The organism is Niallia sp. RD1, assembly GCF_024219955.1.
Taxonomy (GTDB): Bacteria; Bacillota; Bacilli; order Bacillales; family Cytobacillaceae; genus Niallia; species Niallia alba.
Map to the genome: position 1 here is coordinate 3,276,640 of NZ_CP100420.1, position 26,015 is coordinate 3,302,654.

A 26,015-nucleotide genomic window follows, 5' to 3' on the forward strand; every position below is an offset into this window, starting at 1 on the left:
CTAGTGAAGATAAAGAAATAAGTGAAAACAGAAAAAGATGAAAAAAAAGTTAGTATTAACTCCTAAAATCAGCTAAAATAATATGGTAAGACAATTTTTTAGGAGGTATAACAATGAGCGAAAAAACTTTTACTGTAATTGATGAAACTGGTATTCATGCTAGACCAGCAACATTATTAGTAAGCACTGCTAGCAAATTCAAATCTGATATGCAAATTTCTTTCAAAGGAAAATCAGTGAACTTAAAGTCTATTATGGGCGTAATGTCACTAGGTGTACCTAAAGGTGGAGAAATTACTATTTCTGCAACTGGTGAAGATGAAGTAGAAGCAGTTGACGGTGTAGAAGCTGTCCTTAAAAAAGAAGGATTAGTTGGTTAATCTTTGTTTATGACCCTCTTAAATGGGGGCCACTCTCATTAATATTTTTTTGCACTGTAATTAAAGCGGTTACATAAACAGAGATAATGATATTGTAAACAGGAAGTAAGCATTTATCCTACTCTTAACGGACAGTAAGACTCAAGTGTAAGCTTATGAGAATACGAGTAAAATGGGTGGGAGATCAACAGTGTTAGTTTCATTTTATAATTGTAGTTATTCTTATAAAGATTTGGCTTAAAGCAGAATGGAATCATTTAAGAAGAATATTCTTTGAATGATTCCATGAAGAAAAAAGTCAGATCTTTTTTATTTTGTCTGTTTTCTAAAGATCGTTGTTTTCGTAATAGGTAAAAACTTTTAGATAGAAATACTTCTAGCAACAAACTTTGCGAAAACAGCCTTTATTTTTTGCGGCAGTTGCTGTGTTATAGATGACTTTGTAGGTGAAATTAAAATGAATAGTAATACAAATAGGTCAGTCCAGTTATTCCTCCTGTACATATTGTAAGAATTTTTAGTAAAATATATAAAGAATAGGGGGGAGTGGCATGATCGTTCAAATAAAAGATGTTGGCTTAAAAAGAAATGGCCAATGGATTCTGCAAAATATTAATTGGGAGATTAATAAAGGAGAAAATTGGATTCTATATGGTCTTAACGGTGCGGGAAAAACAGCTTTATTAAATATGATTTGTGCCTATTATCATCCAACAGTCGGAAGAATGGAAGTGCTAGGAAAGGTGTTCGGTAAAGCGGAGTTAGGAGGAGCCTTGAGGCGGAAAATTGGACTAGTATCAAATCGACTGCAGCAAAACTTATATGAATCAGACAGTGCATTTGAAATTGTGCTTAGTGGAGCCTATGCTTCGATTGGCTTATATGAGTCACCAACACCAGAAATTAGGAACAAAGCGATTGAAATAATGGGTAAGTTAGGTAGTTTATCTTACGCTGACAGACCATATAATAGCTTGTCTCAAGGTGAGCGGCAACGTATACTTATTGGAAGAGCCTTAATGGTAAATCCTGAGCTTATTATATTAGATGAGCCAGCAACTGGTTTAGATTTTTTAGCAAGAGAACAATTACTGGACACTATTTCCGAGTTAGTAAATGAAAATAGCAGCATCATTTACGTTACGCATCATGTAGAAGAAATATTACCAGTGTTTTCTCATACCTTTCTATTGAAAGAAGGAGAGGAATTTTCCTCAGGATACACAAAAGAAATGTTGACAAGTAAGAATATGAGCAGCTTTTTTTCATTACCAGTAGAAATTATTTGGAATAATGAACGTCCACTATTGGCTAGAAGAAGCTCATTGATTGAGAACTGAGAACGAGACAAAGGAGCAGAATATTGACTTATAAAATTGTATTTATTGATATTGACGGAACATTAGTAAACGGAGAGAAAAACATTCCGAATGATGCAAAATTAGCTATTAAGGAATTAAAGAAGCGTCATATTCCGGTTGTATTAGCAACTGGTAGAGCGCCTTATTTCTTTTCAGATATTTTAGCAGATCTTGGTTTATCATCCTATATTTCTTTTAATGGATCATATGTTGTGCATGAGGCAGAAGAAGTTTATAGAAAACCGATCCCTGTTGAAACACTAAAAGCGTTAGAAGATATGGCATTAAAAAATAATCATCCATTAGTTTTCCAAGGGAGTAAGGAATGCTGCGCAAATCATGAAGAACATGCGCATGTTATTGAATCCTTTCAGTCCTTAAAATTAAATGCTCCATCTTATCGAAAAGATTTTTGGAAGGAAGCAGATATATATCAATGCTTGCTTTTTTGTGAAGGGAAAGAAGAGAAATTGTATGAAGAGTCATTTTCCAATATTCATTTTGTTCGTTGGCATCCTTTATCAACGGACGTTATTCCAACAGGTGGTTCAAAAGCAGCAGGGATAGCACAAATCTTAAATATCCTAAATATAGATCCAAAGGAAGCAGTGGCATTTGGAGATGGGTTAAATGATAAAGAAATGCTTTCTTATGTAGGGATGGGAATAGCTATGGGAAATGCTCATGAAAATATTAAACCATATGCTAAATTTGTCACAAAACATGTGGACGAAGGCGGAATTGCTTATGGATTAAAAAAAATAGGCCTCCTAGAGTAGAGGAAGTTTAGGAGAGTGCAGGATACATACAAATAAGCTGTCAAAACATCTGTTTTGACAGCTTTATTGATGGTTTCGAAAACCCCTGGCTATGCCGGGGGTTCCGGAGAGCTTATAGCGAGGTAACAAAAAAACCTCCTTTCATGGTAGGATAAAGTTGGTTTCCCGACCACTTTATCTCACGCAAGAAGGAGGTATGCCCTTATGAAGGACATGAACAGTTTAGCACATACAACATGGAATTGTAAGTATCACATAGTCTTTGCCCCAAAATACAGAAGGCAAATTATTTATGGCAAATACAAAAAGAGTATAGGACAAATCATAAGAGAGCTATGTGAAAGAAAAGGTGTCATTATACATGAAGCAAATGCCTGTCCGGATCATATCCATATGTTGGTTAGTATTCCACCAAAATTAAGTGTATCGCAGTTCATGGGTTACCTAAAAGGAAAAAGTAGCCTGATGATATTTGATCGACATGCGAATTTGAAATATCGCTATGGGAATCGTAAATTTTGGTGTCGTGGTTTCTACGTTGATACCGTGGGGAGAAATAAGAAACAAATACAAGAATATATAAGAAATCAGCTGAAAGAAGATTATATGGCTGATCAGCTAACGTTGTTCGAAGAATTCGATCCGTTCACGGGTGAGAAAAATCGGAAGTAAATAAAGAAATTCTTTAGAATTGGTGAGTGAATGTGGTGCAGAAGGGAAACCTTTTCAGTGGGCCTTTAAGGCCGAGGCCGGTAAGAGAGGCTTTTAGCCGCAGAGCAAACCACCAGTTCACACTGGTGGTTTTGATTTAAACCAGTATGTACTGGTAGTATGAACCAACATATTAAAGTCACTTTACAACAAAGATTCTTTTAATCTTTCCAATCTTCATATACGACAACTCCACCTGATAAATCAATTGTATTGCGTTCCCCTTTATACAGTAGTTTGCCGTCTTCTTCCACAATTAGATTTTCGTAGGTATACACTTTTTTACCGGTTGGCAAAGTTATAACTACTTTTTCCCCAAATTCTTCTTTTCCTGTTTTAGGCTCACTAGCAAAATATTTATCTGAGAAAATATAGCCTCCAAAAATGGTGCTAAGCAGTAGGATAGAACCTAAAAAATACATAACTTTTTTCCCAATACTATTTTTCTTTTCCACATATTTATCTGTACGTTTCGTATGCTCCTCCACAATATCACCTTTTCATTAAGATTTATTGCTCAAACGGTAACAATGGCATATACAAAAAATTAAGTTGATATATATGAAATTCCCCTTAAATTATGATATGAAACAAATTCTTAAAGATGACGAAATTTTATGAGAAAATTAATGGTGGATGTATTTGAAAACTTTGTATGTATTGCCTGTAGCCTAAACACACTCCAGCTTCCGTGAGACTTACCTGTCTCTTGAAAAACAACAATATTTTTAGAAACGGCATTTCTTTTTTGAATGAAACCAATTGGTGAAAACGTATTAGTAATTTTCCCAAAGACACTATGTGGTCTTTATTTCTCTATGTAAGTTCTTTACAATAGGAATATAAATTAGGTTTATCCCGCTTTTACTAATCATCATTGGAATAAGCAAAAAAACACTGATGGAAGTTTTCTTTATTTTTTCTAAAGATTCTTGAAACCTTTCTTATTTTAAGCCGTATGTATGGTAAGAAATAAAACGAAGGAGGATTGATTCAGTGAATACATAGCAAAATTAAATTTTTAGAAAGTGAATGATGTTTATGGAATTATTCGGCTTTGATCTTCCCTCCATTTATTTAACTGTTTTAATTGGTTCGGGAATATGTGTCATATTAACATTATTACTATCAGATTTATTTGGTGGAGATGTTGGTGTATTTAACCCAACCTTAATCCTTGCTTTTTTCACGATCTTATCAGCAAGTGGTTATATTATGGAGAAGTACTCTAATATCAATAGCATTATTATTCTTTCCATTTCAGCAGTAATCGCACTTATTATTTCAAGCTGTTTACACTTTTTTGTTTTTATCCCTCTTGCCAATGCAGAGGAATCATTAGTTTACAATGATGAATCATTAAAAGGAAGAATTGGCAAAGTCATAACTGCAATTCCGAAAGATGGCTTTGGGGAAATTTTGATTGAGAGCATCAGTGGGAATATACCAAAGACTGCAGCAAGTTTTTATAATGAAGAAATTAGATTTGGTGAAGAAACGGTTGTAGTAGAGATTAAAGAGAATGTTGCCTATGTTGTTCGTAAGGACGGTATATAGAAAAGCATACTAGAGGAGGAAAAATGGATGGCAATTGAGATTTATATTGTAATAGCAATCGTAGTATTTTTACTAATCGCACTTATTAGTATTTTTGTGGCAAAGTATAAGACAGCAGGACCGGACGAAGCGCTAATTGTAACAGGAAGTTATTTAGGTTCTAAAAATGTTCATGTCGATGAATCAGGAAATAAAATAAAAATTATTAGAGGGGGAGGGGCATTTATTCTCCCAGTTTTCCAGCAATCAGAACCTCTAAGTTTGTTATCTAGTAAATTAGATGTTTCTACACCGGAAGTATATACAGAACAAGGTGTTCCAGTAATGGCGGACGGTACAGCGATTATTAAAATTGGTGGTTCCATTGGGGAAATCGCTACTGCAGCTGAACAGTTTTTAGGAAAAACAAAACAAGATCGTGAAAACGAAGCAAGAGAAGTACTAGAAGGACATTTACGTTCCATTCTCGGTAGTATGACAGTAGAAGAAATTTATAAAAATAGAGATAAGTTTTCACAAGAAGTACAAAGAGTTGCTTCACACGATTTAGCGAAGATGGGTCTAATCATCGTTTCCTTTACGATTAAAGATGTAAGAGATAAAAATGGATATTTAGAATCACTTGGTAAGCCACGAATTGCTCAAGTAAAACGAGATGCAGACATTGCTACTGCTGAAGCAGATAAAGAAACAAGAATCAAAAAAGCCGAAGCGGATAAAGAAGCTAAAAAGGCCGAGTTAGAAAGAGCAACGGAAATTGCTGAAGCAGAAAAAGAAAATCAAATGAAAATTGCTGACTATAGAAGAGATCAAGATATTGCGAAAGCACGTGCTGACCAAACGTACGATTTAGAAAGTGCTCGTTCTAAGCAGGAAGTTACAGAACAAGAAATGCAAATTAAGATTATTGAAAGACAGAAACAAATTGAATTAGAAGAAAAAGAAATTCTCAGAAGAGAGAAGCAGTATGATTCAGAGGTTAAAAAGAAAGCCGACGCCGATCGCTATGCGATGGAACAGGCTGCTGAAGCGAACAAACGCCGTGAAATTGCTGAAGCAGATGCGAACCAATACCGCATTGAGTCACAAGCGAAAGCGGAAGCAGAAAAAGTGCGTGTAGATGGTTTAGCGAAAGCGGAAGCAGAAAAAGCAAAAGGGGAAACAGAAGCAGAAATCATCCGCTTAAAAGGTTTGGCAGAAGCAGAAGCAAAACGCAAAATCGCAGAAGCATATGCACAATACGGCCAAGCGGCAATCTTGGATATGGTGCTTGAAATGTTACCTGAATATGCAAAACAAGTGGCTAGTCCATTAGCTAATATCGATAAGATTACTGTTGTTGATACAGGAAGTGATGGCAGTAATGGGGGAGCTAATAAAGTAACTGGCTATGCAACGAACTTAATGTCAACGATGCAAGAATCCTTAAAGGCTTCAGCAGGAATTGATGTTAAAGAATTACTTGAAAATTTATCAGGTAAAGGGAATATTCGTCAGAGTATTAATGAGTTGAATGATAATTTAAGTAATAAATCAGCTGAATAGTTCAAAACCCGGTAGCTAATAGCTATCGGGTTTTTTGGTTGTAAGAGTACTGAAGCAAAGTATTCGGATGATTAGTGTTAAAAAAGATCAATTTAATAGCAAGAAAATAGATTAACTAATTTCCTATTTTCAATTAATATGAAAGCGATAACATGAAATTGAGGGAATTAATATCAAAAAAAAGATTAAAGAGGAGATGAAAAAAATGTTTACAAAACTAGAGGTAATGGAACATGAAAAAGAAGCGCAACTAATTACATTTAATATTGATGATTCATTTTTATTAGCACAAAGAGTGGTAGAACTTGCGGGAGAGGATGCAAGTAAGATTTGTATTTCGATATACAAAGGAAAAAGGGAGCTATTTTTCTTAGCGGGGAAAAATACTTCTTATGAAAATGAATGTTGGATTCGCCGAAAAAGGAATGTAGTATACCACCATGAAAAAAGCTCCATGTTAATTCGTTTGGAGTATAACGAAAATGAGGAAGAATACTATCAAACAAATGGCTTAAATCGAGAGGAATATGCTCTTGCTGGCGGTGGCTTTCCTGTTAGGGTGATGGGAAATGGCTATGAGGGCTGTTTAACTGTTTCCGGTTTAACAATGGAAGAGGATCATATGTTGTGTGTAAATGCAATAAAAATGTTACGACAGGAACAAGAAGAGTTGGAGTTTGATCTGTATTCTAGTGAAAAATAAGGAAAATTTAATAGAACTTTAAGGTAGATTACATAAAAATAGCTACTTCGGGAATTAGCTATTTTATGTGACTGCCTTTTTTGGGATGAAAGTCAGACTTCGATATAGAGGATGGGAAAGAATTTAAACCCTCTGCTTCATGAGAAATTCTATCTTTCTTAAAAGAAATTCTCCCAAAACCAAGAATGAAGTGCGCCACATGCAAGGTTTTGAGAGAATGGGAAGAACTTTGTATTTCTTTAAGCAACCAGCATAGCGCTTATCTAGGCTGCTTCATCTTTCAGCGGTTGATGTAGTTCATCTGGTGTTTTTAAGAAGGCTGTTAAGATAACACTTATTAAATATAATGCAGCCATTGTATACATAACAGCTCCAGTACCAAAGACAACAAGTAAAGAAACTAGAGCAGGGCCAACAAAATTTCCTAATCCTGACCCAAAGTTAACAGCTGAGTTTGCTGCTCCCTTGTTATCTGGTGCCATTAGTGGAACAAGGGGCGACATGGGAACAAAACCTGCTAGTCCAGCACCCCAAAAACACATTGCTAAGAAGAATAACCAGTAATTATATCCAAATAATTGTGGGACGAGATAAACAGCGATGGTGGCGACGCCTGTTAAAGTTCCTCCAAAAAGTTGGATCGTTTTTCTGAAACCGATTTTGTCCCCTAAATAGCCAAAAATAACATTAAATATCTGATTAGATATAAAAGTTGCTCCCCAAATGGTTGACCATTCTGCCATACTATAACCTTTATTAATAAGAAACACTGGTAATACAACAACGAAGCCATAGGTGCCAAGGCCATTAATTGTCTTCACAATAACAGCGGTACCAATTCTAGGTCTTTTAAACATGATTAAAATTCCTTCTTTTATTTCTACCAATGGGGTTGTATCTCTTTCTTTAATGATAAACTTTTTCTTTGTGAGAAAAAGAGCTAATAAGCTGCCTACAATGGAAAGAACGATTCCTACCCATATGAAAGCAGTTTCACCGATGAACGGGATAAGCTGAACCGCAAAAACTGGGCCGATAATGGTAAAACCTAAATTATAGCATATCCAAAAATAGGAGGTTGCTCTGCCTTGGATGCTGACATCAACATCAATGGTTAGCCACACTAAAAAAGAATAGCAGAATAGCGGATATCCTAACCCTCTACCCATATATAACAGTAAAATGGCTAAATAGTTTTCAGATGGTAAGGCAAAAAGCATAAATGGAATAGAAAATGCTAAATAGGCAATTAAGCCAATAAGCATGATTTTTTTTGCTCCCCAAAAGAAAAAGAAGAATGCTACTTGTCTAAGCAGCATTCTTCTTTTTCTCATCTCATGTTGCGAATTCTATTATTCTTTTAAATCTTCAATAGAATCAATATCCATATAACTTGGCACGACAAGCCCTAATTTTGTTCCTTCTAAGTTTGGACCTAGATCTTCGAATTTTCCTTCGAATTTGCTTGCATAGTCTTCATGGGTAATCGGTAACCAACCAGCAATATGCGCATCTAAACTGCCATCTGCAACACCTGTCCACATTGGACCTGCTTCTACTTGGCTTAATGTTACATCATAACCTAAATCTGTTAATACTTTACCGATAACGTTTGTACTTGCGATCTCACTATCCCATGCAACATAGCCGATTTTAATTTTATCTCCATCAACACTGTCGACACCTTCTGTCCATTCGCTAACTTTATCAGCATTCTCTTTTACCCAGCTTTCTGCTGCTTTTTCAGGAGATTCTCCATCGTATATGTCCATCATGACAACGCCCATATCTTCTGTTGTCCAATGGAAATTATCTAATACCTTGTATGCTTCTGGCATATCTTCTTTTAGTCCATTACGAGCAATAGAATGAATGTTTTCATCTTCACCAAAAGACCCTTTTGGATCTTCTAAGTATTTTAAATCGTATGCAGCGAACATCCAGTGTGGAGTCCAGCCTGTTACAATAATTGGTTCTTCTTTATTATAAGCTTTTTTTAGAGCAGCGGTCATTGCTGCACTTGATCCTTCAACTAATTTCCAATCACTTAGCTCATAGTCACTAATTGCTTGGCTAGTTGCTTTCATTAATCCAGCTCCTGGATCAATACCGATAATCTCATAATCTACCTTTTCGCCAATAGTGGCATTCTCGTTATTTACACTACTTGAACTACAAGCAGCTAAACCTAGAGAGAGTGTGATTGCTCCTAGTATAGTTGTTATTTTTTTCATATTATTTTGCCCCCTTTTTTTTCGTACCCACATTTTGGGTAATTCTATCTAAAATGATTGCAAGTACTACAATAGAAATACCTGCTTCAAACCCGCGTCCAATTTGAATCTGGGTTACAGCACGATAAACATCTGCACCAAGTCCAGGTGCACCAACCATTGCAGCAATAACTACCATTGATAGCGCAAGCATGATGCTTTGATTAATACCAGCAAGTATTGTTGGCATTGCAAGTGGTAATTGAACTTTTATTAATTTTTGAGAAGTCGTACTACCAAAACTCTCTGTAGCTTCTGTAATATCACTAGGAACTTGTTGAATTCCAAGAATAGTTAAGCGAATAGTAGGCGGCATAGCAAAAATAACAGATGCAACAACCCCCGGTACTACACCAATACTAAAAAAGAAAATAGCGGGAATAAGATATACAAAGGCTGGCATTGTTTGCATAAAGTCTAATATTGGAATAACAATATTGCGTACAGTGCTATTTTGTGAAGCCCAAATACCTAGTGGGATACCGATTACTATGGAGATAAATACAGAAGAAAGTACAAGAGCTAATGTATCAATCATTGGTTCCCAATAACCTAAATTATCTACAAGTAATAAACCTATTAGAGTAAATAGTGCAATCTTTTTATTCGCTAATTTCCAAGCCAGTAATGCTAATAAAATGATTAATAGAATAGGAGGAATAAATCCAAAGAAGGCTACTAATATATTTACAACAAATTCTAGTACTGCAGTTACTCCATCAAATAATACTTCAAAGGTTGTCGTTAGCCAGTCAACGAAGGAATCAATCCAGTCTGCAACAGGCAGTTTAGGAAATAGATTATTCATTATACATTCCCCCCAACTAGTACTGCTTCTTCGGTAGGTGGAGTATTAATAAGCTCATTATTTCCAGCCAGTGCACCAATAACCGCACCTCTTACAAGAATTCCTTTTAATCTATTTTGTTCGTCTATAACAGCAACCGGTATGATCGCAGTTGAAACTTTATCAAATAGATCAGATAATAACGTATCACCTGTAACGGTAATTACATCTTTTTGAAGAATCGTTTCAATACCTTCATTTTTTTCAGCAGCAACACGTGCATCATCTGCGGTAATTGCTCCGAGCAGTTCTCTGCGCTTATTAACAACATAGATACTTGAAATTCCTAATTTTTTCATCATTTGCAATGCAACACGTGGACCTTTTTCAATGGTTACTGCTTCTGCTCGTTTCATAATGTGATTTGCAGTTAATACCTTCGATAAATCAACATCTTCTACAAATCGTTCTACATAATCGTTTGAAGGATTCATTAAAATCTCTTCAGGAGTTCCGACTTGTACAATCGAGCCATCTTTCATTAGAGCGATACGATCGCCAATTCTCAATGCTTCATCTAAATCATGTGTAATAAAGATGATTGTCTTTTCCATATTAGATTGTAGATCTAATAACTCATCCTGCATATCTTTGCGAATAAGAGGATCGAGTGCACTAAACGCTTCATCCATTAATAGGATATCGGGGTCATTTGCTAAAGCACGAGCAAGACCAACTCTTTGTTGCATCCCACCACTCAATTGGTCGGGGTATTGGTTTTCATAACCGGATAAACCAACTAGTTTAAGTGATTCAAGTGCACGCTCTTTTCTTGCTGTCTTATCTACACCTTGAATTTCTAAACCAAATTCAGCATTTTCTAAGATTGTTCGATGTGGAAGTAAAGCAAATTTTTGAAAGACCATGCTTATTTTTTCTCTTCGAACCTTGCGTAGTTCCTCCTTAGACATACTGACAATGTCTTTCCCATCAATATAAATATTTCCGATTGTAGGATCAATTAGACGATTGAACATGCGGACTAATGTTGATTTACCACTACCTGAAAGCCCCATAATTACGAAAATCTCACTAGGATTTACTTCAAAACTAGCCTTATTTACGCCGACTGTTGCTCCTGTTTTTTTGAGAATATCTTTTTTAGATTCACCATTATTTAATAGCTGAATCGCTTTTTTTGTGTTTTTTCCGAAAATCTTTGTGACGTTTTCGATTTTCAATTTTGCCATACTTTCCATTTTTTCACCTCTTTATTTCTAACGACTCTGTAAACCGAGCCCTTATATAGTATAAAGGGTATAAAAAAACATTACAAACTGTATAATCAGTTAAAAACATTCATTCTGAACGTACAGAAAAAACTGAACGAACTGTAGTGGCTTTATTCTTAAAAATTCGCCCATATGCTACCATATACTATAAAGAACGCTTCTTTACTTTTTTTTCATTCATGTTAATCTATAAAAAGATAATCAATTATTAGTTAATCATTAGAGTTCATCTTGATTATTGAAATAATCATTATTACAATGGATAAGTAAACATATAATATGGATGTGAATGATAAATGACGGATAGAGAGCAGTTAAATATTGCTCGAGAGAGAGTGATTGATTCTGTAGCTCAAAACATGGATTTATATGGTGTAACGGAATCAATTGGCAGATTATATGGAATGTTATTATTTCAGCAAAACCCAATGACTCTTGACGAAATGAAAGAAGAGCTGGGGATGAGTAAAACCAGTATGAGTACATCGGTTCGAACATTGCTTGAATTAAAAATGGTTGATAAAGTATGGCGAAAAGGTGTTCGAAAAGATTTATATAGTGCGGAAGAAGATTGGTATCAAACGTTTATCGATTTTTTTACGATTAAATGGAGATTAGCAATTACTGAAAATGTTTATGCGATTGAAAAGTCTATGAATGAAATTAAAGCGTTATTAAATAAAGACGGGGTTTCTGAGGATGTAATAAAAGATGGGGAAAAAGATTTAGAGAAATTACACTATGCTCTTAATTATTATGATTGGCTTGATCGTTTTGTAGATAGCTTAGAATCCCATGAAATTTTTAATTTAATTCCAAAAAAAGAAGAATAAAAGTTTGGATGAAGGTGTCATTCTTTAAGGTTTGTTGTTTAAACCATAAAGAATGACACCTTTTGTATTTGGATTAGCTGAATTGTATATAGTTTGATTTGTTTCTAAAATGAAAATGGAATGGACCATAATGAAATGAAACTGATACAACGTAAAAAAACAACAAAGTATTAATTAACAGCCTATACTTGATAAGCTGAACTAGTTAAAAAACCTAAAAAATGTGCATTTGTCTATCGCACATTTTAGATTCTTGAATAGGATATATGGAATCAAAAAAAGGAGGTTTTTATTCATGGGTGAAGTTGGAGTAGGTTACGGCGGAGGTTTCGCTCTTTTAGTAGTATTGTTTATCTTATTGGTGATTATTGGTGCTTCTTGGGGTTACGGCGGATTTTAATAATCCGTAACTAACAGAAATTAAGAGGAGGAAATAGAATGTACGGATATGGTTATGGATATCCAAGCTATGGCTATGGTGGTGTAGGTTACGGCGGAGGTTTCGCTTTAATCGTCGTTTTGTTCATTCTTTTAATCATTGTAGGTGCAGCTTGCTTCAAATGGTAAAATAATGAAATAATGGAGACTGATTCGTAGAGTCAGTCTCTTTTTTGGGGGATAGAAATAGAATAAAATCTTTTCGTATTACATAAGATTTGCTCATACATGTCTGATAATGTATATTTTTTCAATGTTGCTAAAGCATGAATAATAGCATGAATCATAGTTGGAACAGTTTTTTGATAAATAAACGGCCCATCGAATGGCCAAGGTCCATCCGTTTCTACCATTATTTTTTCAATCGGGTATAAATTCGCGAGCTGTTGAGTTTTTTCCTTATATAAAAAATCAGGTGTAAGGGAAATATAATAATTATTTCTTATCATCTGTTCAATTGTTTTTGGGCTTCCTTTAAACCAATGAAAATGAGCATTTGAAAAGCTATGCTTTTCAAGTAGATTAATGACAATATCAGCTTCTTCATAAATACTATGAAGAACAATAGGTTTTTTTAATTTTTTTGCTAATACAATAAATTGCTCGAGGATTTCAATATAAGGTTGTAAAGGAATAGAAGATGGATCTTTTCTCCTTATATAATGAGGTAAGCCGATCTCGCCAAGGGCAATAGCGCTACTCTGGTTTGCTTCAATCCATGCAAATAAATTGGATATAGATGTATCAGAAGGTAATGATTGTTCTGGATGATAACCATAGGCTGCTTTAATAAAGTCGAACTCTTTGCTTAATTTTTCTGTTTGTTTACATGAATCTAAATTCATAGAGACAGAGATAGCAGCAATTAATGTTTCTTCTTTAAAAAACTGGCTGATTTCGTCTCGATTGTACTGGTCAATATGAATATGGGCATCTATAATTTGGTTCATTTACATCACCTTTTTTGTAGTATAAGGAAAGGAGTGGAGATATTTGTAGCCTCATAGTATTCTCTTTATCCCGCTTCATTAAAATAACATGGTCATCCCTGTTGAAATTATCTTTATTATAACAGAATGAATTATAAAAAATATCTGTACGAGATAAAGAAAACTTCCATCAGTGGAAGACTTATGCTCGTTAAGAATGGGATAATTTCCAAGCAAGAGCACATTCATTTTGAGTAGCTTCTAGGGTTTGCTAAAATGAATGGATAACGAAGTGTGAGGGGGAATTTTGGATGGATCCATTTGTTCAATTAGTTAAGTCTGCTAATTATTTGGTTGTTTTTACTGGTGCAGGAATGTCGACAGAGAGTGGGTTACCTGATTTTAGATCAGCTAATACTGGGCTATGGACAGCAGAAAAGAAACAGTATCTCTCATCTACAGATGCTTTAAATAATCATGTCCAAGAATTTATAAACTTTTATCGCCAACGAGTTCAAGGAATACATGAATTTAAACCGCATCAAGGCCATTATATTCTTTCTGAATGGGAAAGAAACGGGCTTTTAAAGCAAATCATAACCCAAAATGTTGATGGATTCCATCAAGAAGCAGGGAATGATAATGTTGCAGAATTGCATGGAACTTTAAAAAAGATTCATTGTGAAACATGCGGAAAAAGTTATCACAGTGAAGAATACTTACATGAAAATTATTCATGTGATTGTGGGGGAGTCTTAAGACCTTCCATTGTTCTTTTTGGCGAGATGCTTCCAGAACAGCCATTTTTAACAGCCGAGGAAGCGGCAATTAAGTCTGATGTCTTTTTAGTATTAGGATCCTCTTTATCCGTTTCACCAGCAAATCAATTTCCATTGTTGGCGAAACAAACAGGAGCAAAGCTGATTATTGTTAATAAAGAACCAACAGAAATGGATGGGCTAGCTGATTTCGTTATTCACCAATCGATTGGGAAAGTATTGGAGGATATAAACTTTAAGCTAGCTTAATTTAAGCTTTTAGAAATAAAGCTGTCCTATGTTTATCGGGATAAAAAATAACAAAGTATACTTACAGCTACTTTTAAAAAATAGGGAAAATAGCTGAAATAAAACGAGGGGAATACATTTAAACCCATTGCAAACTTTGATATATCGAGATAATATAAGGGAATGGACTAAATTTGAAAGCGTAAAAAGAGAGGAACGTAACATGTCAAAGAATTTTAAACAGGATGTACTATCTCGTCGCACCTTTGCGATTATTTCCCATCCGGATGCCGGAAAAACGACATTAACGGAAAAACTTTTACTTTTCGGTGGCGCTATTAGGGATGCTGGAACAGTAAAAGGGAAGAAAACAGGAAAATATGCAACAAGTGACTGGATGGAGATAGAAAAGCAAAGAGGGATTTCCGTTACATCAAGTGTGATGCAATTTGACTACCAAAATGCACGAGTGAATATTCTGGATACACCAGGACACCAAGACTTTAGTGAAGATACTTATCGTACGCTTACTGCAGTGGATAGTGCTGTGATGATCATCGATTCAGCTAAAGGGATAGAGGAACAAACATTAAAGCTATTTAAAGTGTGTAAAATGAGAGGTATTCCTATTTTTACATTTATAAATAAATTGGATCGCCAAGGAAAGCCGCCTCTTGAATTACTAGCGGAATTGGAAGAAGTAATGGGGATTGAGTCCTATCCAATGAATTGGCCAATCGGAATGGGAAAAGAATTTTTAGGAATTTATGACCGTTTTTATAAACGAATTGAGCAGTTCCGTGTAGAAGATACGGAAAAATATATCCCGCTAAATGAAGATGGAGAGATCGAAGGCGATCATTCAATTAAACAGGATTCCTTATATGATCAAACTTTAGAAGAAATCATGCTTTTAAATGAAGCTGGAAACGAATTTTCTGAGGAGAAAATAAATAATGGGGATCTAACGCCAGTATTTTTTGGGAGTGCTTTAAGCAATTTTGGTGTTCAAACGTTTTTAGAAACATACTTGCAATTTGCCCCATCTCCACAAGCAAGAAAATCTAGCATGGGAGAGATAGATCCTTTGTCTGAGGAGTTTTCTGGATTTATTTTTAAAATCCAAGCAAATATGAATCCGGCTCACCGTGATCGTATTGCTTTTTTACGGATTTGTTCTGGGAAATTTGAAAGAGGGATGACAGTAAATCTGCCAAGAACCGGGAAGCAAGTGAAATTAGCACAGTCTACTCAATTTATGGCAGATGATCGAAGTACCGTTAATGAAGCAGTTAGCGGTGATATTATCGGGCTATATGATCCAGGTTTTTATCAGATTGGAGATACGTTAACAGTTAGTAAGAATGCATTTCAATATGAAAAGTTACCTCAATTTACGCCAGAGCTATTTGTAAAGGTAACAGCCAAAAATGTAATGAAACAAAAACATTTCCATAAAGGAATACAGCAGCTCGTGCAAGAAGGAGCGATTCAATTGTATAAGACTGTCAAAACAGAAGATTATCTTCTTGGAGCAGTTGGTCAACTACAATTTGAAGTGTTTGAACATCGTATGAGAAATGAATACAATGTGGAAGTTATTATGGAGCATGTAGGTTCCAAAATTGCCCGTTGGTTAGTGGACGAAGAAGTGAATGAAAATCTTTCAAGCGGGAGAAGTTTATTAGTGGAAGATCGTTTCGGTAAAAAAGCATTTTTATTTGAAAATGAATTTGCCTTAAGATGGTTCCAAGATAAAAATCCAGAAGTTAAATTATATAATCCGATGGATGAGCAAGAATAGATAGTAAAAAAGAGATTGTTTCAAATGGATATCTTCTGTTTTCTCAAGAGATATCCATTTGTGAAACAGTCTCTTTTTTTAGATAATAGCAGTTTTCTGAAGAATTTTAGATTGAATAAACATGTAAAAATGTTAAAAACGTGTCAGGTTTTTGAACATTAGAATAGAGAAAAGGGGAAGGGAAGACAAGTGTTTATAAAAAAGGGAAAGAATTTATTATGTTGAAATAGCTTAATTGTATACAAATTTAGTTATTTCATAAAATTTTCTTTTAAAATCGGTGAGAGATACTGAAAGAGTAACATTCAAAAGAAAGTCTTTCGGTAGCCGAATAACTGATATATAAGGTTTTTGTGTTTCTAAATACATATAGAAACGTTGAAAACTTATAAAAATTAAAAGTTTTCAAAAAACTATTTGTAATTAGAAAAAAAATAGGTATAATAAAAACAAGTTGTTATAAAAGTTAACAAACAAATGTTAATATATATAACTTGTTAACTTTTTAACGAATATGATACTATCTTACATTTAATAAGAGTATTCTTACGAGTTAAATAGATTGAATATTCATTCAATAGAGTCTGATAGTATCATAAAAAACAAGATATAGGGGGATAAATGCATGAAAAAAAGTTTGTCGCTTACTTTTAGTATTCTATTAGTGCTTGTACTTGCTTTAGCTGGCTGTTCAAGTAAGTCATCATCAGAGGGAGGAAGCACAAGTGGTGCAAAATCAAGTTCTTCTAAAAGTTTACTAGAAACAATTAAAGATAGAGGAACGTTAAAAGCAGGCGTCAATGATGCACTTCCTGGCTTTGGATACATAGGATCAGATGGTAAAAACACTGGTTTTGATGTTGATTTTGCTAAAGCTATTGCAGCAGGAGTACTTGGAGATGCTACGAAAATTGAATTTAGACCTTTATCAGCTACTGATCGCTTTACAGCTGTTCAATCTGGTGAAGTAGATGTATTAGTTCGTAACACAACTTGGACAACAAACCGTGATGCAGAGGTAGGTTTAAGTTTTGCTCCAGTAACTTTTTATGACGGTCAGGGCATTATGGTACCAAAAGATAGTGGAATCAAAACATTAAAAGATTTAGAAGGAAAAACAATTGGAGTTGAAACAGGTACGACTACAGAATTGAACTTGGCAGATCAAATGAAAGCTGCTGGAGTTAATTATACAGCCCAAACATTTGATAATGCAGATGCTGTTATTGCAGCATATGAGCAAGGATCTATCGATGCATGGACAACAGATAAGTCAGGATTAGTTTCTCGTCAGTCTACTTTGCAAGATCCGGATGCACATATTATTTTGGATGAAACATTATCAAAAGAACCTTTAGCTCCAGCTGTTAAAGATGGAGATGAGAAATGGGCTGATGCAGTATCTTGGATTGTATTTGCAACTATTCAAGCTGAAGAATTTGGAATCACTTCGCAAAATGTCGATGATTTCTTAACTAGTGACAATCCAGAAATTCAACGTCTTCTAGGGGTAGAGGGGAATCTTGGTGAACAATTAGGTTTATCTAATGATTTTGCTTACCAAGTTATTAAACAAGTTGGTAACTATGGGGAAATTTATGAGCGTAACCTAGGACCAGATACAGTGTTTAAATTAGAGCGTGCACAAAATGCGTTGTATAGTGATGGCGGATTATTGTACTCTATCCCATTCCGTTAATATTAATTAATTGATAATTTAAAAAATAGGGGGGTTCTCAAAAACCGAAGTGTCATACTCTTTTGAGATACCCCCTATTCTTTTAAGTGAGAGGTGAGAATATAGTGGAAATGAAAAAGACAACATCGACTCCTCTTTGGAGAAACAGAAAAATTATACCGATTATTAGCCAAATTATCTTCGTTATTATAGTAGGAATTGTCATTTCTTTCATGATAAGAAATGTGATATCAGGTCTAGAGCAGATAGGATTGACACTGGGATTAGATTATTTAAACTTAAAGGCATCATTCCCAATTGCTGAGTCCATTATTAGTTATACACCAGATGATCCGTATAAAAGAGCTTTATTAGTTGGTTTATTAAATACATTTAAGGTTTCTATCTTTGGCATCATTTTAGCAAGTATCATTGGAGTAATAGTAGGAATTGCTAGGTTATCAAATAACTGGCTAGTGAGTAAAGTAGCAACAGTTTATGTGGAAGTTTTTAGAAATACGCCATTATTGGTTCAGATTTTCATTTGGAACTTTGCCGTTTTTTTACCAATGCCAAAAATTCAAGAGGCACTATCGATGGGACCTTTTTATTTTTCCAACAGAGGTGCGTCTATTCCATGGTTTACATTGCAAGATAATACAATTATTTGGATGATTGTCCTCATTCTCCTAGTTGTAGGAAGTGTGTTTTTATTTAGAAAATTAACAAAAATATCATTTGAATCCGGAAAATCTACATATCCGCTCATTTCGAGCATCGGATTTATAATGGTTGCAGCGATTATTACCTATTTTATTTTAGGAAATGGACCACTTGGTTTTTCAGTTCCTGTGTTTAATGGAAATTCATTCGATGGTGGAACGTCATTATCTATCGGATTTATGTCTGTGTTAGTTGCACTAACGATTTATACGTCAACATTTATCTCAGAAATTGTCCGTGCTGGAATTATGGGCGTTCCAAAAGGACAGACGGAAGCGGCAAAAGCGCTCGGCTTTAAAAGTCATACAGCACTTCGTTTAATTATTTTTCCGCAGGCGATTAGAATCATTATTCCGCCATTGACAAGCCAATATTTAAATTTAATAAAAAACTCAAGTTTAGCCATGGCTGTAGCGTATCAAGACATTGTTGGAATCGGAAATACAATCATTAACCAAACAGGACATACGTTAGAAACATTATTAATTGTAATTTCTGTTTATTTATTGTTTAGCTTAACTACATCCCTGTTAATGAATCTTTTCAACAAAAAATTCCAGCTGGTAGAAAGGTAGGGAAGTAAATGGATAATATACAACTTAATAATACAGAACCAGTTATGGAGTCGAAAAAGTTAAATAGTCAAAAGAAACTACAATTATGGCTAAAAAATAATTTGTTCAAGGATTGGAAAAACGCTATAGTGACCATTATCACACTAATGTTCACTATATATTTACTAACAAAAGTAGGTAAGTTTTTACTCACTAGTGAATGGGGAGTGGTTACGGATAACTTAAGACTGCTGTTTGTTGGACAGTTTCCAATGGAGGAAATATGGAGATTATGGGTGGCCTTGTTATTGCTATCTGTACTGTTAGGCACTACCTGGGGGGCATGGAGAGGGATTATCGGTCATGTAGCAATTAGTCTTAGTGTACTTTTCATCGTATTTGGAATTCTTCCATATACAGAAGTAGAATCGAAGATATATTTATTTTCAAATGTTGCAGCGATTATTCTTTTTTACTTTGTTGGAAAATATGTGCCGAAAGTAAAAGTTCCCATGCTCGCATTATGGATTTTATTTATTCCAATCACTCTTTCTATTATTAATGGATTCGGAGTATTAGAGCCGGTTAAAACAAATATATGGGGTGGATTCTTATTAACTTTAGTCATCGCCTCTGTAGCCATTATATGCTCTTTTCCACTAGGTTTGCTGCTTGCAGTGGGAAGAAGAAGTAAGCTGCCTCTTATAAAATACTTTTGTATTCTCTATATTGAGTTGATCCGTGGGATGCCACTTATTATGGTGTTATTTATTGCACAGCTATTATTGCCAATGTTCCTTGGGGGGATTCAATTAGATAATGTTGTTCGTGCAATGATTGCCTTTACTCTATTTAGTGCAGCATATTTAGCAGAAAATATTCGGGGAGGCTTGCAATCCGTTCCGAGAGGACAATTTGAAGCAGCTCAAGCACTTGGATTGAGTAATTTTAAATTGATGGTTTTTATTGTATTACCACAGGCTTTAAAAGCAGTGATTCCTGCAATGGTGGGGCAATTTATTTCCGTATTTAAAGATACTTCCTTAGTTGCTGTAATTGGATTAGCTGATTTTCTTGGCATGGGGAAAAAAATCGCTGCGAATCCGGCATATCTAGGGAAATATATGGAGTTATATATTGTTATTGCGTTTATGTACTTCATTTTCTGCTTCTTAATGTCACATGTAAGTAAACATATCGAAAAATCACTTGGAGTAGGAACGAGATAGAAAGGAGAATGAGAGAATGGAAAGTGTGTTTGGTGTAGATAAATTAACAACGCCTTTAAATGAGAGAGAAGATATTATTAAAGTAAAGAAATTGAATAAATGGTATGGGGATCACCATGTATTAAAGGATGTAGATTTAACAGTAAAACAAGGAGAAGTAATTGTTATTTTAGGACCTTCAGGGTCTGGTAAATCCACATTTATTCGAACTATTAATGCCTTAGAAGAATTTCAAAAAGGGGAAATAGTTGTTGATAATATTGCATTGACAGATGATCTGAAAAATATTGAGGAAATTCGCAAAGAAACGGGGATGGTGTTCCAATCATTTAATTTATTTCCTCATATGACCATTCTCAAAAATATTTCTTTAGCACCAATTTGGGTAAGAAAGTGGAAAAAGGCAAAAGCAGAACAAATTGCAAAAGAGTTGCTAGAAAGAGTCGGAATTCCAGAGCAAGCAAATAAATATCCAGGACAATTGTCAGGTGGACAACAGCAGCGTGTGGCAATAGCAAGAGCACTAGCAATGCAGCCGAAAATTATGCTATTTGATGAACCTACTTCTGCGCTTGATCCTGAAATGGTAAAAGAAGTATTGGATGTTATGAAAACTTTAGCAGAATCAGGTATGACCATGCTAGTAGTAACACATGAAATGGGATTTGCGAGACAAGTAGCGGATCGTATTATTCTATTTGATAAAGGAGAAATTGTAGAAATGGGGAAACCGGAAGAAATATTTGATAATCCAAAGCATGAACGGACTAAAGCATTCCTATCTCAGATACTTTAAAAAAAGAGCCATTGGCTCTTTTTTTGTTTGGTTTGTGTGGTTTCGAAAACCCCTGGCTATGCCGGGGGTTCTAAAGAGCTTCAAGCGTGGTATTAAAAAACCCCCCTTCAAATGGTAGGATAAAGTTGGTTTCCCGACCACTTTAACTCGCCATAGAAGGAGGTATGCCCCTTGAAGGACATGAATAGTTTAGCACACACGACATGGAATTGTAAGTATCACATCGTATTTGCACCAAAGTACAGAAGACAAATTATTTATGGGAAATACAAAAAGAGTATTGGACAAATTATCCGGGATTTGTGTGAACGAAAGGGTGTTGTCATTCATGAAGCCAATGCTTGTCCTGACCACATTCATATGTTAGTAAGTATCCCACCAAAATTAAGTGTGTCTCAGTTCATGGGTTACTTGAAAGGAAAAAGTAGTCTCATGATTTTCGATAGACATGCCAATTTAAAGTACCGATATGGAAATCGTAAATTTTGGTGTCGTGGCTTCTATGTTGATACCGTAGGCCGAAACAAAAAGCAAATACAAGAATACATTCGAAATCAGCTGGTAGAAGACTACCGAGCTGACCAGTTAACATTGTTCGAAGAGTTTGATCCGTTTACAGGAGAAAAAAATAAGAAGAAATAACGGAATTCTTTAGAATTGGTGAGAGAATGTGGTGCAAAAGGGAAACCCTTTCAGTGGGCCTTTAAGGCCAAGGCCGGTAAGAGAGGATTTCAGCCGCAGAGCAAACCACCAGTTCACACTGGTGGTTTTGATTTGTAAATATATAACAATTCATTTTGTATAAAATATCACTAGTGTTGCGTTAATTTAATTTAACTATTAAAAATACTTGAAATGTTCAATTTTATCATTTTATGCAAAGAAAAAGTCCTTTATAATGGATAAGTTAGGTGGTAACCCGTCCAAATCCACTAAAAAGGACTATCGCATGGACAAGATTACACGAAAAACTTCATTTGGACAATGGTTTTCACCAATAAATCTTCAATTATTTGAAGAAAACGTGAAAACGTTGAAATTAGATTTCTATACGAAAAAACTAACGACAGAGTCATTTCTAAAATTATTACTTTTTGCGCAGCTAGAAGAAGTCGAAAGTCTGCATGCGCTGAGCGATTGTCTTTTCGATGATCAACTGCAAAAGGGCATTGATCTTGATTCTATCAGTATTTCCCAACTCTCACGCCGTTTAAATGGCATGAATCCAGACTTATTCCAAAAGCTTTTCCTTGATTTAGTTTCACAAATTCATGCCAAAACGCACAACACGAAACTTGTGATGCCATTAAAAATCATTGATTCAAGCACATTGCCTCTCAATTTGACTAATCATAAATGGGCAAAATTCCGCAAAACAAAAGCGGGTGTTAAATTGCACTTACGCCTTGTGTTTATGGAAAAAGGTATATCCTATCCCGAAAAGGCCATTATGACAACGGCCAAAGAACATGACCGCGGTCAGCTTGAAGTAATGGTTGATGACAAGGAATGTATGTATGTGTTTGACCGTGGTTACTTAGACTACGAACGCTTTGATCGGATGACAGATGACGGCTACTTTTTCCTTTCTAGGCTGCGAAAAAACGCAGTCATACGGGAGGTTTACGATTTTAAACTACCCGAGAATACATCTGTTTTGTCGGATCAAATGGTGTTGATTGGTACGACGCAAAACCGTGCCGAAAATTACTTTCGTCTTCTAAAAGTGATTGATTCAAAAGGAAATGAGCTTCATTTAATCACAAATCGTTTTGATTTAAGTGCTGAAGAAATCTCAAAGATGTATAAATCACGCTGGGCGATTGAGTTATTTTTCAAATGGATTAAACAACATCTCCATATCAAAAAGTTTTACGGCCAAAGCGAATGGGCAATTCAGAATCAAGTGTTTATCGCACTTATTGTTTTTTGCCTGCATGTTCTCGCACAAATCGAGACAAAAAGTAAACGAAAAACCCTACAAATTAGCCGATATTTACGGGCAGCTTTGTGGAAACCAGCACATATTTGGCTTCGAAAGATTGAAGGAAAAACCATTCCTTAATAAACAAATTGTCGTCGTCTCTTAAGTCTAATTGTAAAAAAATTTCCAAATGGATGGATCCACCTTTAGTTGGGTATTTACTTTTTTGGCTCTTAACAGGGGACATATTTAAACTGAATATTCTAACAACATTTATGCAACACTAGTGATAAAATATCACTATTTCGCTAAAAATGTAACAGTAGGTATAGAAAAATAGATGGTGATTCCAATGAAGGGCCTAAGTAGACTTGAAGCAATAATGTGGAGTATCGCACTTCCAGGTTTTAGTCAGTTATTATTGAAAAAATATTGGAAAGGAACATTGTTTGTTATTTTAGAGTTCAAATGCGAAAAGTAATTTTAATTTAGCAATCATGCTAAGTTTTTGCGGCAATATCCAAGAGGCGATTGATATTATGGATTTTCAATGGATATTGTTTTATCCGTGTTTATATATGTTTGCAATGTGGGACGCGTATAAGGAAGTAATGGAAACAGACAATGAATATGCTTTCTTACCATTTGTATTTTGTGCATATTTTGTAACAGTAGGCGTTTTTTATTCGACGAAGTTGAAGTTATTTGGTGTGTTGTTAGGTCCTGTATTCTTGCCGATGGTTTTTTTGATACCTGGTATCATATGTGGTCATGCAGTAAAGTATTGTTTAATTTATTTTCGAAGGAAGAAGAATATGTCATAGTTGTTCAATAAGGTGATAAAGAAAAAAAGTGAGATGTTGAAATAATGGTTAAGGGAAATTTCAGTAAAATAAAAAAATAAATAAAAAACCATTGGCAAATAGTTTAATATTGTATATAATTAATACATATTAATATTTGTATACTACTCAAAGGGGAGTAGCTTTTAGGTTGATACCTAAAACAAAGTCGTCAGTTCATGGCATATGCCATCGGCTTTGTTGGCATATTAGTGCTTAGCAAGACCTTTGCCTATTTGGCAAAGGTCTTTTTTGCGCACTTTTGTACATAATAACGAGAGGCGTAGCAAAACCTGCTAATAGGGAGTATACAAATAAACACCTAAAAGGGGGAAATATTATTGGATGCAAGCATGTTACTAGAGTATGGCTGGGTTTTACTTATTCTAATTGTATTAGAAGGGTTACTTGCAGCAGATAATGCGGTTGTAATGGCCGTTATGGTTAAACACTTACCAGTAGAGCAACAAAAAAAGGCGCTTTTCTACGGATTATTAGGTGCATTTGTCTTCCGTTTTGCTACTTTATTCATGATTTCTTTTTTAGTAGACGTATGGCAAGTGCAGGCGATAGGCGCACTATATCTTCTCTTTATTGCGGTGCATAATATTTATGGAAAGTATGCGAAGAAGAATGAAGAAGATAAAGGGGAAAAGTCAAAGAAAAAATCTGGTTTTTGGATGACTGTTTTAAAAGTTGAATTAGCAGACATCGCTTTTGCGATTGATTCCATGCTAGCTGCAGTTGCACTTGCGATTACTTTACCGAAAACAAATTGGTTTACGCTAGGTGGAATTGATGGTGGGCAATTCTTAGTAATGTTCCTTGGGGGATTAATTGGCTTAATCATCATGCGTTTTGCTGCTAACTGGTTTGTTAAATTACTTCATTCCCGTCCGTCTCTTGAAACAGCAGCATTTTTAATTGTAGGTTGGGTTGGTGTTAAATTAGCAGTCTTTACATTAGCACATCCATCTGTTGGATTCTTAGATGAGCATTTTCCAGAATCAAAAATATGGAAAGGAATATTCTGGTTTGTATTAGTCGCAATCGCAGTTGGCGGATATTTCTTTTCTAATAAAGAAGCGGTTAAAGCAAAAGAGAGCAATGCATAATAGACAAAAAGAAGAGACTGGGGCAAAACAAAAATATATAAGGCTCATCCGCCCCATTTCACTTCGTTTTTAAACGTTTTCTTCTAAAAAATGGTTGTTTGTATAATGGGAAATATAATTATTTGGAAAACGGAGCAGCCTGAATACAAGTAGATTCCTGTGGGATTAGCACAGTCTGAGAAACCGGAGAAGAGCTGAGGAGGCTCAGCGCGAGCCCCGCGGAAAACGAAGTGTATTTAGGCTGCTGGTAACAGCAACAAACTTCATAGAAAATCCTTTTTAATCGAATAAAAAAAGCCCGAACAATTACACGAACCTTTGCAATGTTCGTATAATTGTTCGGGTTTATCTTTGGCTGGAATACTTATGTTCCAGCCTTTATAGTTTGTACAGAAAGTGTACACAGACGTTACGAGGTGGCTTAAGTTTAGCCCCCTGGAAAGTAAAGATGGGGTTACTTTCATTTTCAACAAACTTTACGTTTTAGCTTAATGTGTTTTTCCAGATAGCTCTGCTTGGGCCTGTTGAACAAGTCTTTTTGTAATTTCTCCTCCAACAGAACCGTTTGAACGGGAAACGGTATCAGAACCTAGGTTTACTCCAAATTCTTGAGCGATTTCGTATTTAACACTATCTAAATATTGTTCAATTCCTGGAACTAATAATTTATTTCTAGAAGCCATTTTGTTTTCCTCCTAATTATATAGTACAGTCATTATTTATCAAATTCATTGCGTTGTGTTAATAGAAATGAT

Annotated in this window: 26 protein-coding genes, 1 pseudogene and 1 riboswitch; of the genes and pseudogenes, 20 read left to right on the forward strand and 7 right to left on the reverse strand. The window is 35.0% G+C overall.

Annotated elements, in window-relative coordinates; genetic code table 11:
* Window positions 1–113: 113 nt before the first annotated feature.
* The 4 genes from NKG37_RS15540 (at window position 114) to tnpA (NKG37_RS15555) (ending at window position 3,192) form a co-directional block, all read left to right on the forward strand.
* On the forward strand, window positions 114–380 hold the full coding sequence (locus tag NKG37_RS15540; RefSeq protein WP_016200885.1) for a phosphocarrier protein HPr: 267 nt from the start codon (window positions 114–116) through the stop codon (window positions 378–380).
* A 551-nt stretch (window positions 381–931) separates the two neighbouring features.
* The gene (locus tag NKG37_RS15545) at window positions 932–1,720 is read left to right on the forward strand and encodes an ABC transporter ATP-binding protein (RefSeq protein ID WP_016200886.1); all 789 of its coding nucleotides are present in this window, start codon (window positions 932–934) and stop codon (window positions 1,718–1,720) included.
* Between the two features lie 23 nt (window positions 1,721–1,743).
* Complete coding sequence (locus NKG37_RS15550; RefSeq protein WP_169188307.1) at window positions 1,744–2,520, forward strand: Cof-type HAD-IIB family hydrolase; 777 nt, start codon at window positions 1,744–1,746, stop codon at window positions 2,518–2,520.
* Window positions 2,521–2,724: 204 nt separating this feature from the next.
* Window positions 2,725–3,192, forward strand: a complete 468-nt coding sequence (gene tnpA / locus NKG37_RS15555) for an IS200/IS605 family transposase (protein ID WP_100525941.1) — start codon at window positions 2,725–2,727, stop codon at window positions 3,190–3,192.
* A 200-nt stretch (window positions 3,193–3,392) separates the two neighbouring features.
* On the opposite strand, the gene NKG37_RS15560 is transcribed toward tnpA (NKG37_RS15555), so the two are convergent.
* Window positions 3,393–3,719 (reverse strand): hypothetical protein, encoded by a 327-nt coding sequence (locus NKG37_RS15560; RefSeq protein WP_016200887.1) that lies wholly within the window; start codon window positions 3,717–3,719, stop codon window positions 3,393–3,395.
* Window positions 3,720–4,266: 547 nt separating this feature from the next.
* On the opposite strand from NKG37_RS15560, the gene NKG37_RS15565 reads away from it, so the two are divergent.
* The 3 genes from NKG37_RS15565 (at window position 4,267) to NKG37_RS15575 (ending at window position 7,036) form a co-directional block, all read left to right on the forward strand.
* Window positions 4,267–4,788, forward strand: coding sequence for an NfeD family membrane protein (locus NKG37_RS15565; protein WP_051993802.1), 522 nt, complete (start codon window positions 4,267–4,269; stop codon window positions 4,786–4,788).
* Window positions 4,789–4,815: 27 nt separating this feature from the next.
* Entirely contained in the window at window positions 4,816–6,333 is a 1,518-nt protein-coding gene (locus NKG37_RS15570; protein ID WP_254414917.1) for a flotillin lipid rafts scaffold protein FloT, read from the forward strand.
* Between the two features lie 205 nt (window positions 6,334–6,538).
* A complete protein-coding gene (locus tag NKG37_RS15575) occupies window positions 6,539–7,036 on the forward strand; it encodes a heme-binding protein (protein ID WP_169188308.1) in 498 nt (165 codons plus the stop codon).
* A gap of 263 nt (window positions 7,037–7,299) precedes the next feature.
* On the opposite strand, the gene NKG37_RS15580 is transcribed toward NKG37_RS15575, so the two are convergent.
* Genes NKG37_RS15580 through NKG37_RS15595 form a run of 4 tightly spaced genes read right to left on the reverse strand, consistent with a single transcriptional unit; the run spans window position 7,300 to window position 11,355 of the window.
* Window positions 7,300–8,370: an MFS transporter gene (locus tag NKG37_RS15580; protein WP_254414918.1), complete on the reverse strand. Its 1,071-nt coding sequence runs from the start codon at window positions 8,368–8,370 to the stop codon at window positions 7,300–7,302.
* Window positions 8,371–8,388: 18 nt separating this feature from the next.
* Window positions 8,389–9,270 carry a glycine betaine ABC transporter substrate-binding protein gene (locus tag NKG37_RS15585; protein ID WP_101730110.1) on the reverse strand — a complete coding sequence of 294 codons (882 nt, stop codon included), beginning with the start codon at window positions 9,268–9,270 and terminating at the stop codon, window positions 8,389–8,391.
* Between the two features lies 1 nt (window position 9,271).
* A complete protein-coding gene (locus tag NKG37_RS15590; RefSeq protein ID WP_224427996.1) occupies window positions 9,272–10,117 on the reverse strand; it encodes an ABC transporter permease in 846 nt (281 codons plus the stop codon).
* A complete protein-coding gene (locus NKG37_RS15595) occupies window positions 10,117–11,355 on the reverse strand; it encodes a quaternary amine ABC transporter ATP-binding protein (RefSeq protein ID WP_254414919.1) in 1,239 nt (412 codons plus the stop codon). The genes NKG37_RS15590 and NKG37_RS15595 overlap by 1 nt, the downstream gene beginning before the upstream one ends.
* Window positions 11,356–11,684: 329 nt before the next feature.
* Between NKG37_RS15595 and NKG37_RS15600 the strand changes: the two genes are divergently transcribed.
* The 3 genes from NKG37_RS15600 (at window position 11,685) to NKG37_RS15610 (ending at window position 12,788) form a co-directional block, all read left to right on the forward strand.
* Window positions 11,685–12,221: a GbsR/MarR family transcriptional regulator gene (locus NKG37_RS15600; protein WP_101730109.1), complete on the forward strand. Its 537-nt coding sequence runs from the start codon at window positions 11,685–11,687 to the stop codon at window positions 12,219–12,221.
* Window positions 12,222–12,516: 295 nt separating this feature from the next.
* Entirely contained in the window at window positions 12,517–12,621 is a 105-nt protein-coding gene (locus NKG37_RS15605; RefSeq protein ID WP_081836530.1) for a YjcZ family sporulation protein, read from the forward strand.
* Window positions 12,622–12,659: 38 nt separating this feature from the next.
* The gene (locus tag NKG37_RS15610) at window positions 12,660–12,788 is read left to right on the forward strand and encodes a YjcZ family sporulation protein (protein ID WP_101730108.1); all 129 of its coding nucleotides are present in this window, start codon (window positions 12,660–12,662) and stop codon (window positions 12,786–12,788) included.
* Between the two features lie 32 nt (window positions 12,789–12,820).
* On the opposite strand, the gene NKG37_RS15615 is transcribed toward NKG37_RS15610, so the two are convergent.
* Window positions 12,821–13,609 carry a TatD family hydrolase gene (locus tag NKG37_RS15615; RefSeq protein ID WP_169188311.1) on the reverse strand — a complete coding sequence of 263 codons (789 nt, stop codon included), beginning with the start codon at window positions 13,607–13,609 and terminating at the stop codon, window positions 12,821–12,823.
* Window positions 13,610–13,899: 290 nt separating this feature from the next.
* Between NKG37_RS15615 and NKG37_RS15620 the strand changes: the two genes are divergently transcribed.
* The 10 genes and pseudogenes from NKG37_RS15620 to NKG37_RS15665 all read left to right on the forward strand — a co-directional run bounded on the left by NKG37_RS15620 (window position 13,900) and on the right by NKG37_RS15665 (window position 25,260).
* Window positions 13,900–14,616: an NAD-dependent deacylase gene (locus NKG37_RS15620; protein WP_169188312.1), complete on the forward strand. Its 717-nt coding sequence runs from the start codon at window positions 13,900–13,902 to the stop codon at window positions 14,614–14,616.
* Between the two features lie 202 nt (window positions 14,617–14,818).
* Window positions 14,819–16,399 carry a peptide chain release factor 3 gene (locus NKG37_RS15625; RefSeq protein ID WP_016200900.1) on the forward strand — a complete coding sequence of 527 codons (1,581 nt, stop codon included), beginning with the start codon at window positions 14,819–14,821 and terminating at the stop codon, window positions 16,397–16,399.
* Between the two features lie 625 nt (window positions 16,400–17,024).
* Window positions 17,025–18,098: an amino acid ABC transporter substrate-binding protein gene (locus NKG37_RS15630; RefSeq protein WP_169188313.1), complete on the forward strand. Its 1,074-nt coding sequence runs from the start codon at window positions 17,025–17,027 to the stop codon at window positions 18,096–18,098.
* 110 nt (window positions 18,099–18,208) lie between these two features.
* Window positions 18,209–19,375 (forward strand): amino acid ABC transporter permease, encoded by a 1,167-nt coding sequence (locus NKG37_RS15635; protein ID WP_040342448.1) that lies wholly within the window; start codon window positions 18,209–18,211, stop codon window positions 19,373–19,375.
* Between the two features lie 8 nt (window positions 19,376–19,383).
* Entirely contained in the window at window positions 19,384–20,583 is a 1,200-nt protein-coding gene (locus NKG37_RS15640) for an amino acid ABC transporter permease (protein ID WP_101730105.1), read from the forward strand.
* Between the two features lie 16 nt (window positions 20,584–20,599).
* Entirely contained in the window at window positions 20,600–21,379 is a 780-nt protein-coding gene (locus NKG37_RS15645; protein WP_016200904.1) for an amino acid ABC transporter ATP-binding protein, read from the forward strand.
* A gap of 180 nt (window positions 21,380–21,559) precedes the next feature.
* The gene (tnpA, locus tag NKG37_RS15650; RefSeq protein ID WP_098796075.1) at window positions 21,560–22,021 is read left to right on the forward strand and encodes an IS200/IS605 family transposase; all 462 of its coding nucleotides are present in this window, start codon (window positions 21,560–21,562) and stop codon (window positions 22,019–22,021) included.
* Window positions 22,022–22,328: 307 nt separating this feature from the next.
* Window positions 22,329–23,444 carry an IS4 family transposase gene (locus NKG37_RS15655; protein ID WP_100525938.1) on the forward strand — a complete coding sequence of 372 codons (1,116 nt, stop codon included), beginning with the start codon at window positions 22,329–22,331 and terminating at the stop codon, window positions 23,442–23,444.
* A gap of 211 nt (window positions 23,445–23,655) precedes the next feature.
* A pseudogene (locus tag NKG37_RS15660) lies at window positions 23,656–24,127 on the forward strand (hypothetical protein).
* A 140-nt stretch (window positions 24,128–24,267) separates the two neighbouring features.
* Window positions 24,268–24,362: riboswitch (yybP-ykoY riboswitch) on the forward strand.
* A 124-nt stretch (window positions 24,363–24,486) separates the two neighbouring features.
* Complete coding sequence (locus NKG37_RS15665; protein ID WP_016200906.1) at window positions 24,487–25,260, forward strand: TerC family protein; 774 nt, start codon at window positions 24,487–24,489, stop codon at window positions 25,258–25,260.
* A gap of 488 nt (window positions 25,261–25,748) precedes the next feature.
* Here NKG37_RS15665 and NKG37_RS15670 read toward each other — a convergent pair whose 3' ends face one another.
* The gene (locus NKG37_RS15670; protein WP_016200907.1) at window positions 25,749–25,943 is read right to left on the reverse strand and encodes an alpha/beta-type small acid-soluble spore protein; all 195 of its coding nucleotides are present in this window, start codon (window positions 25,941–25,943) and stop codon (window positions 25,749–25,751) included.
* Between the last annotated feature and the right edge of the window lie 72 nt (window positions 25,944–26,015).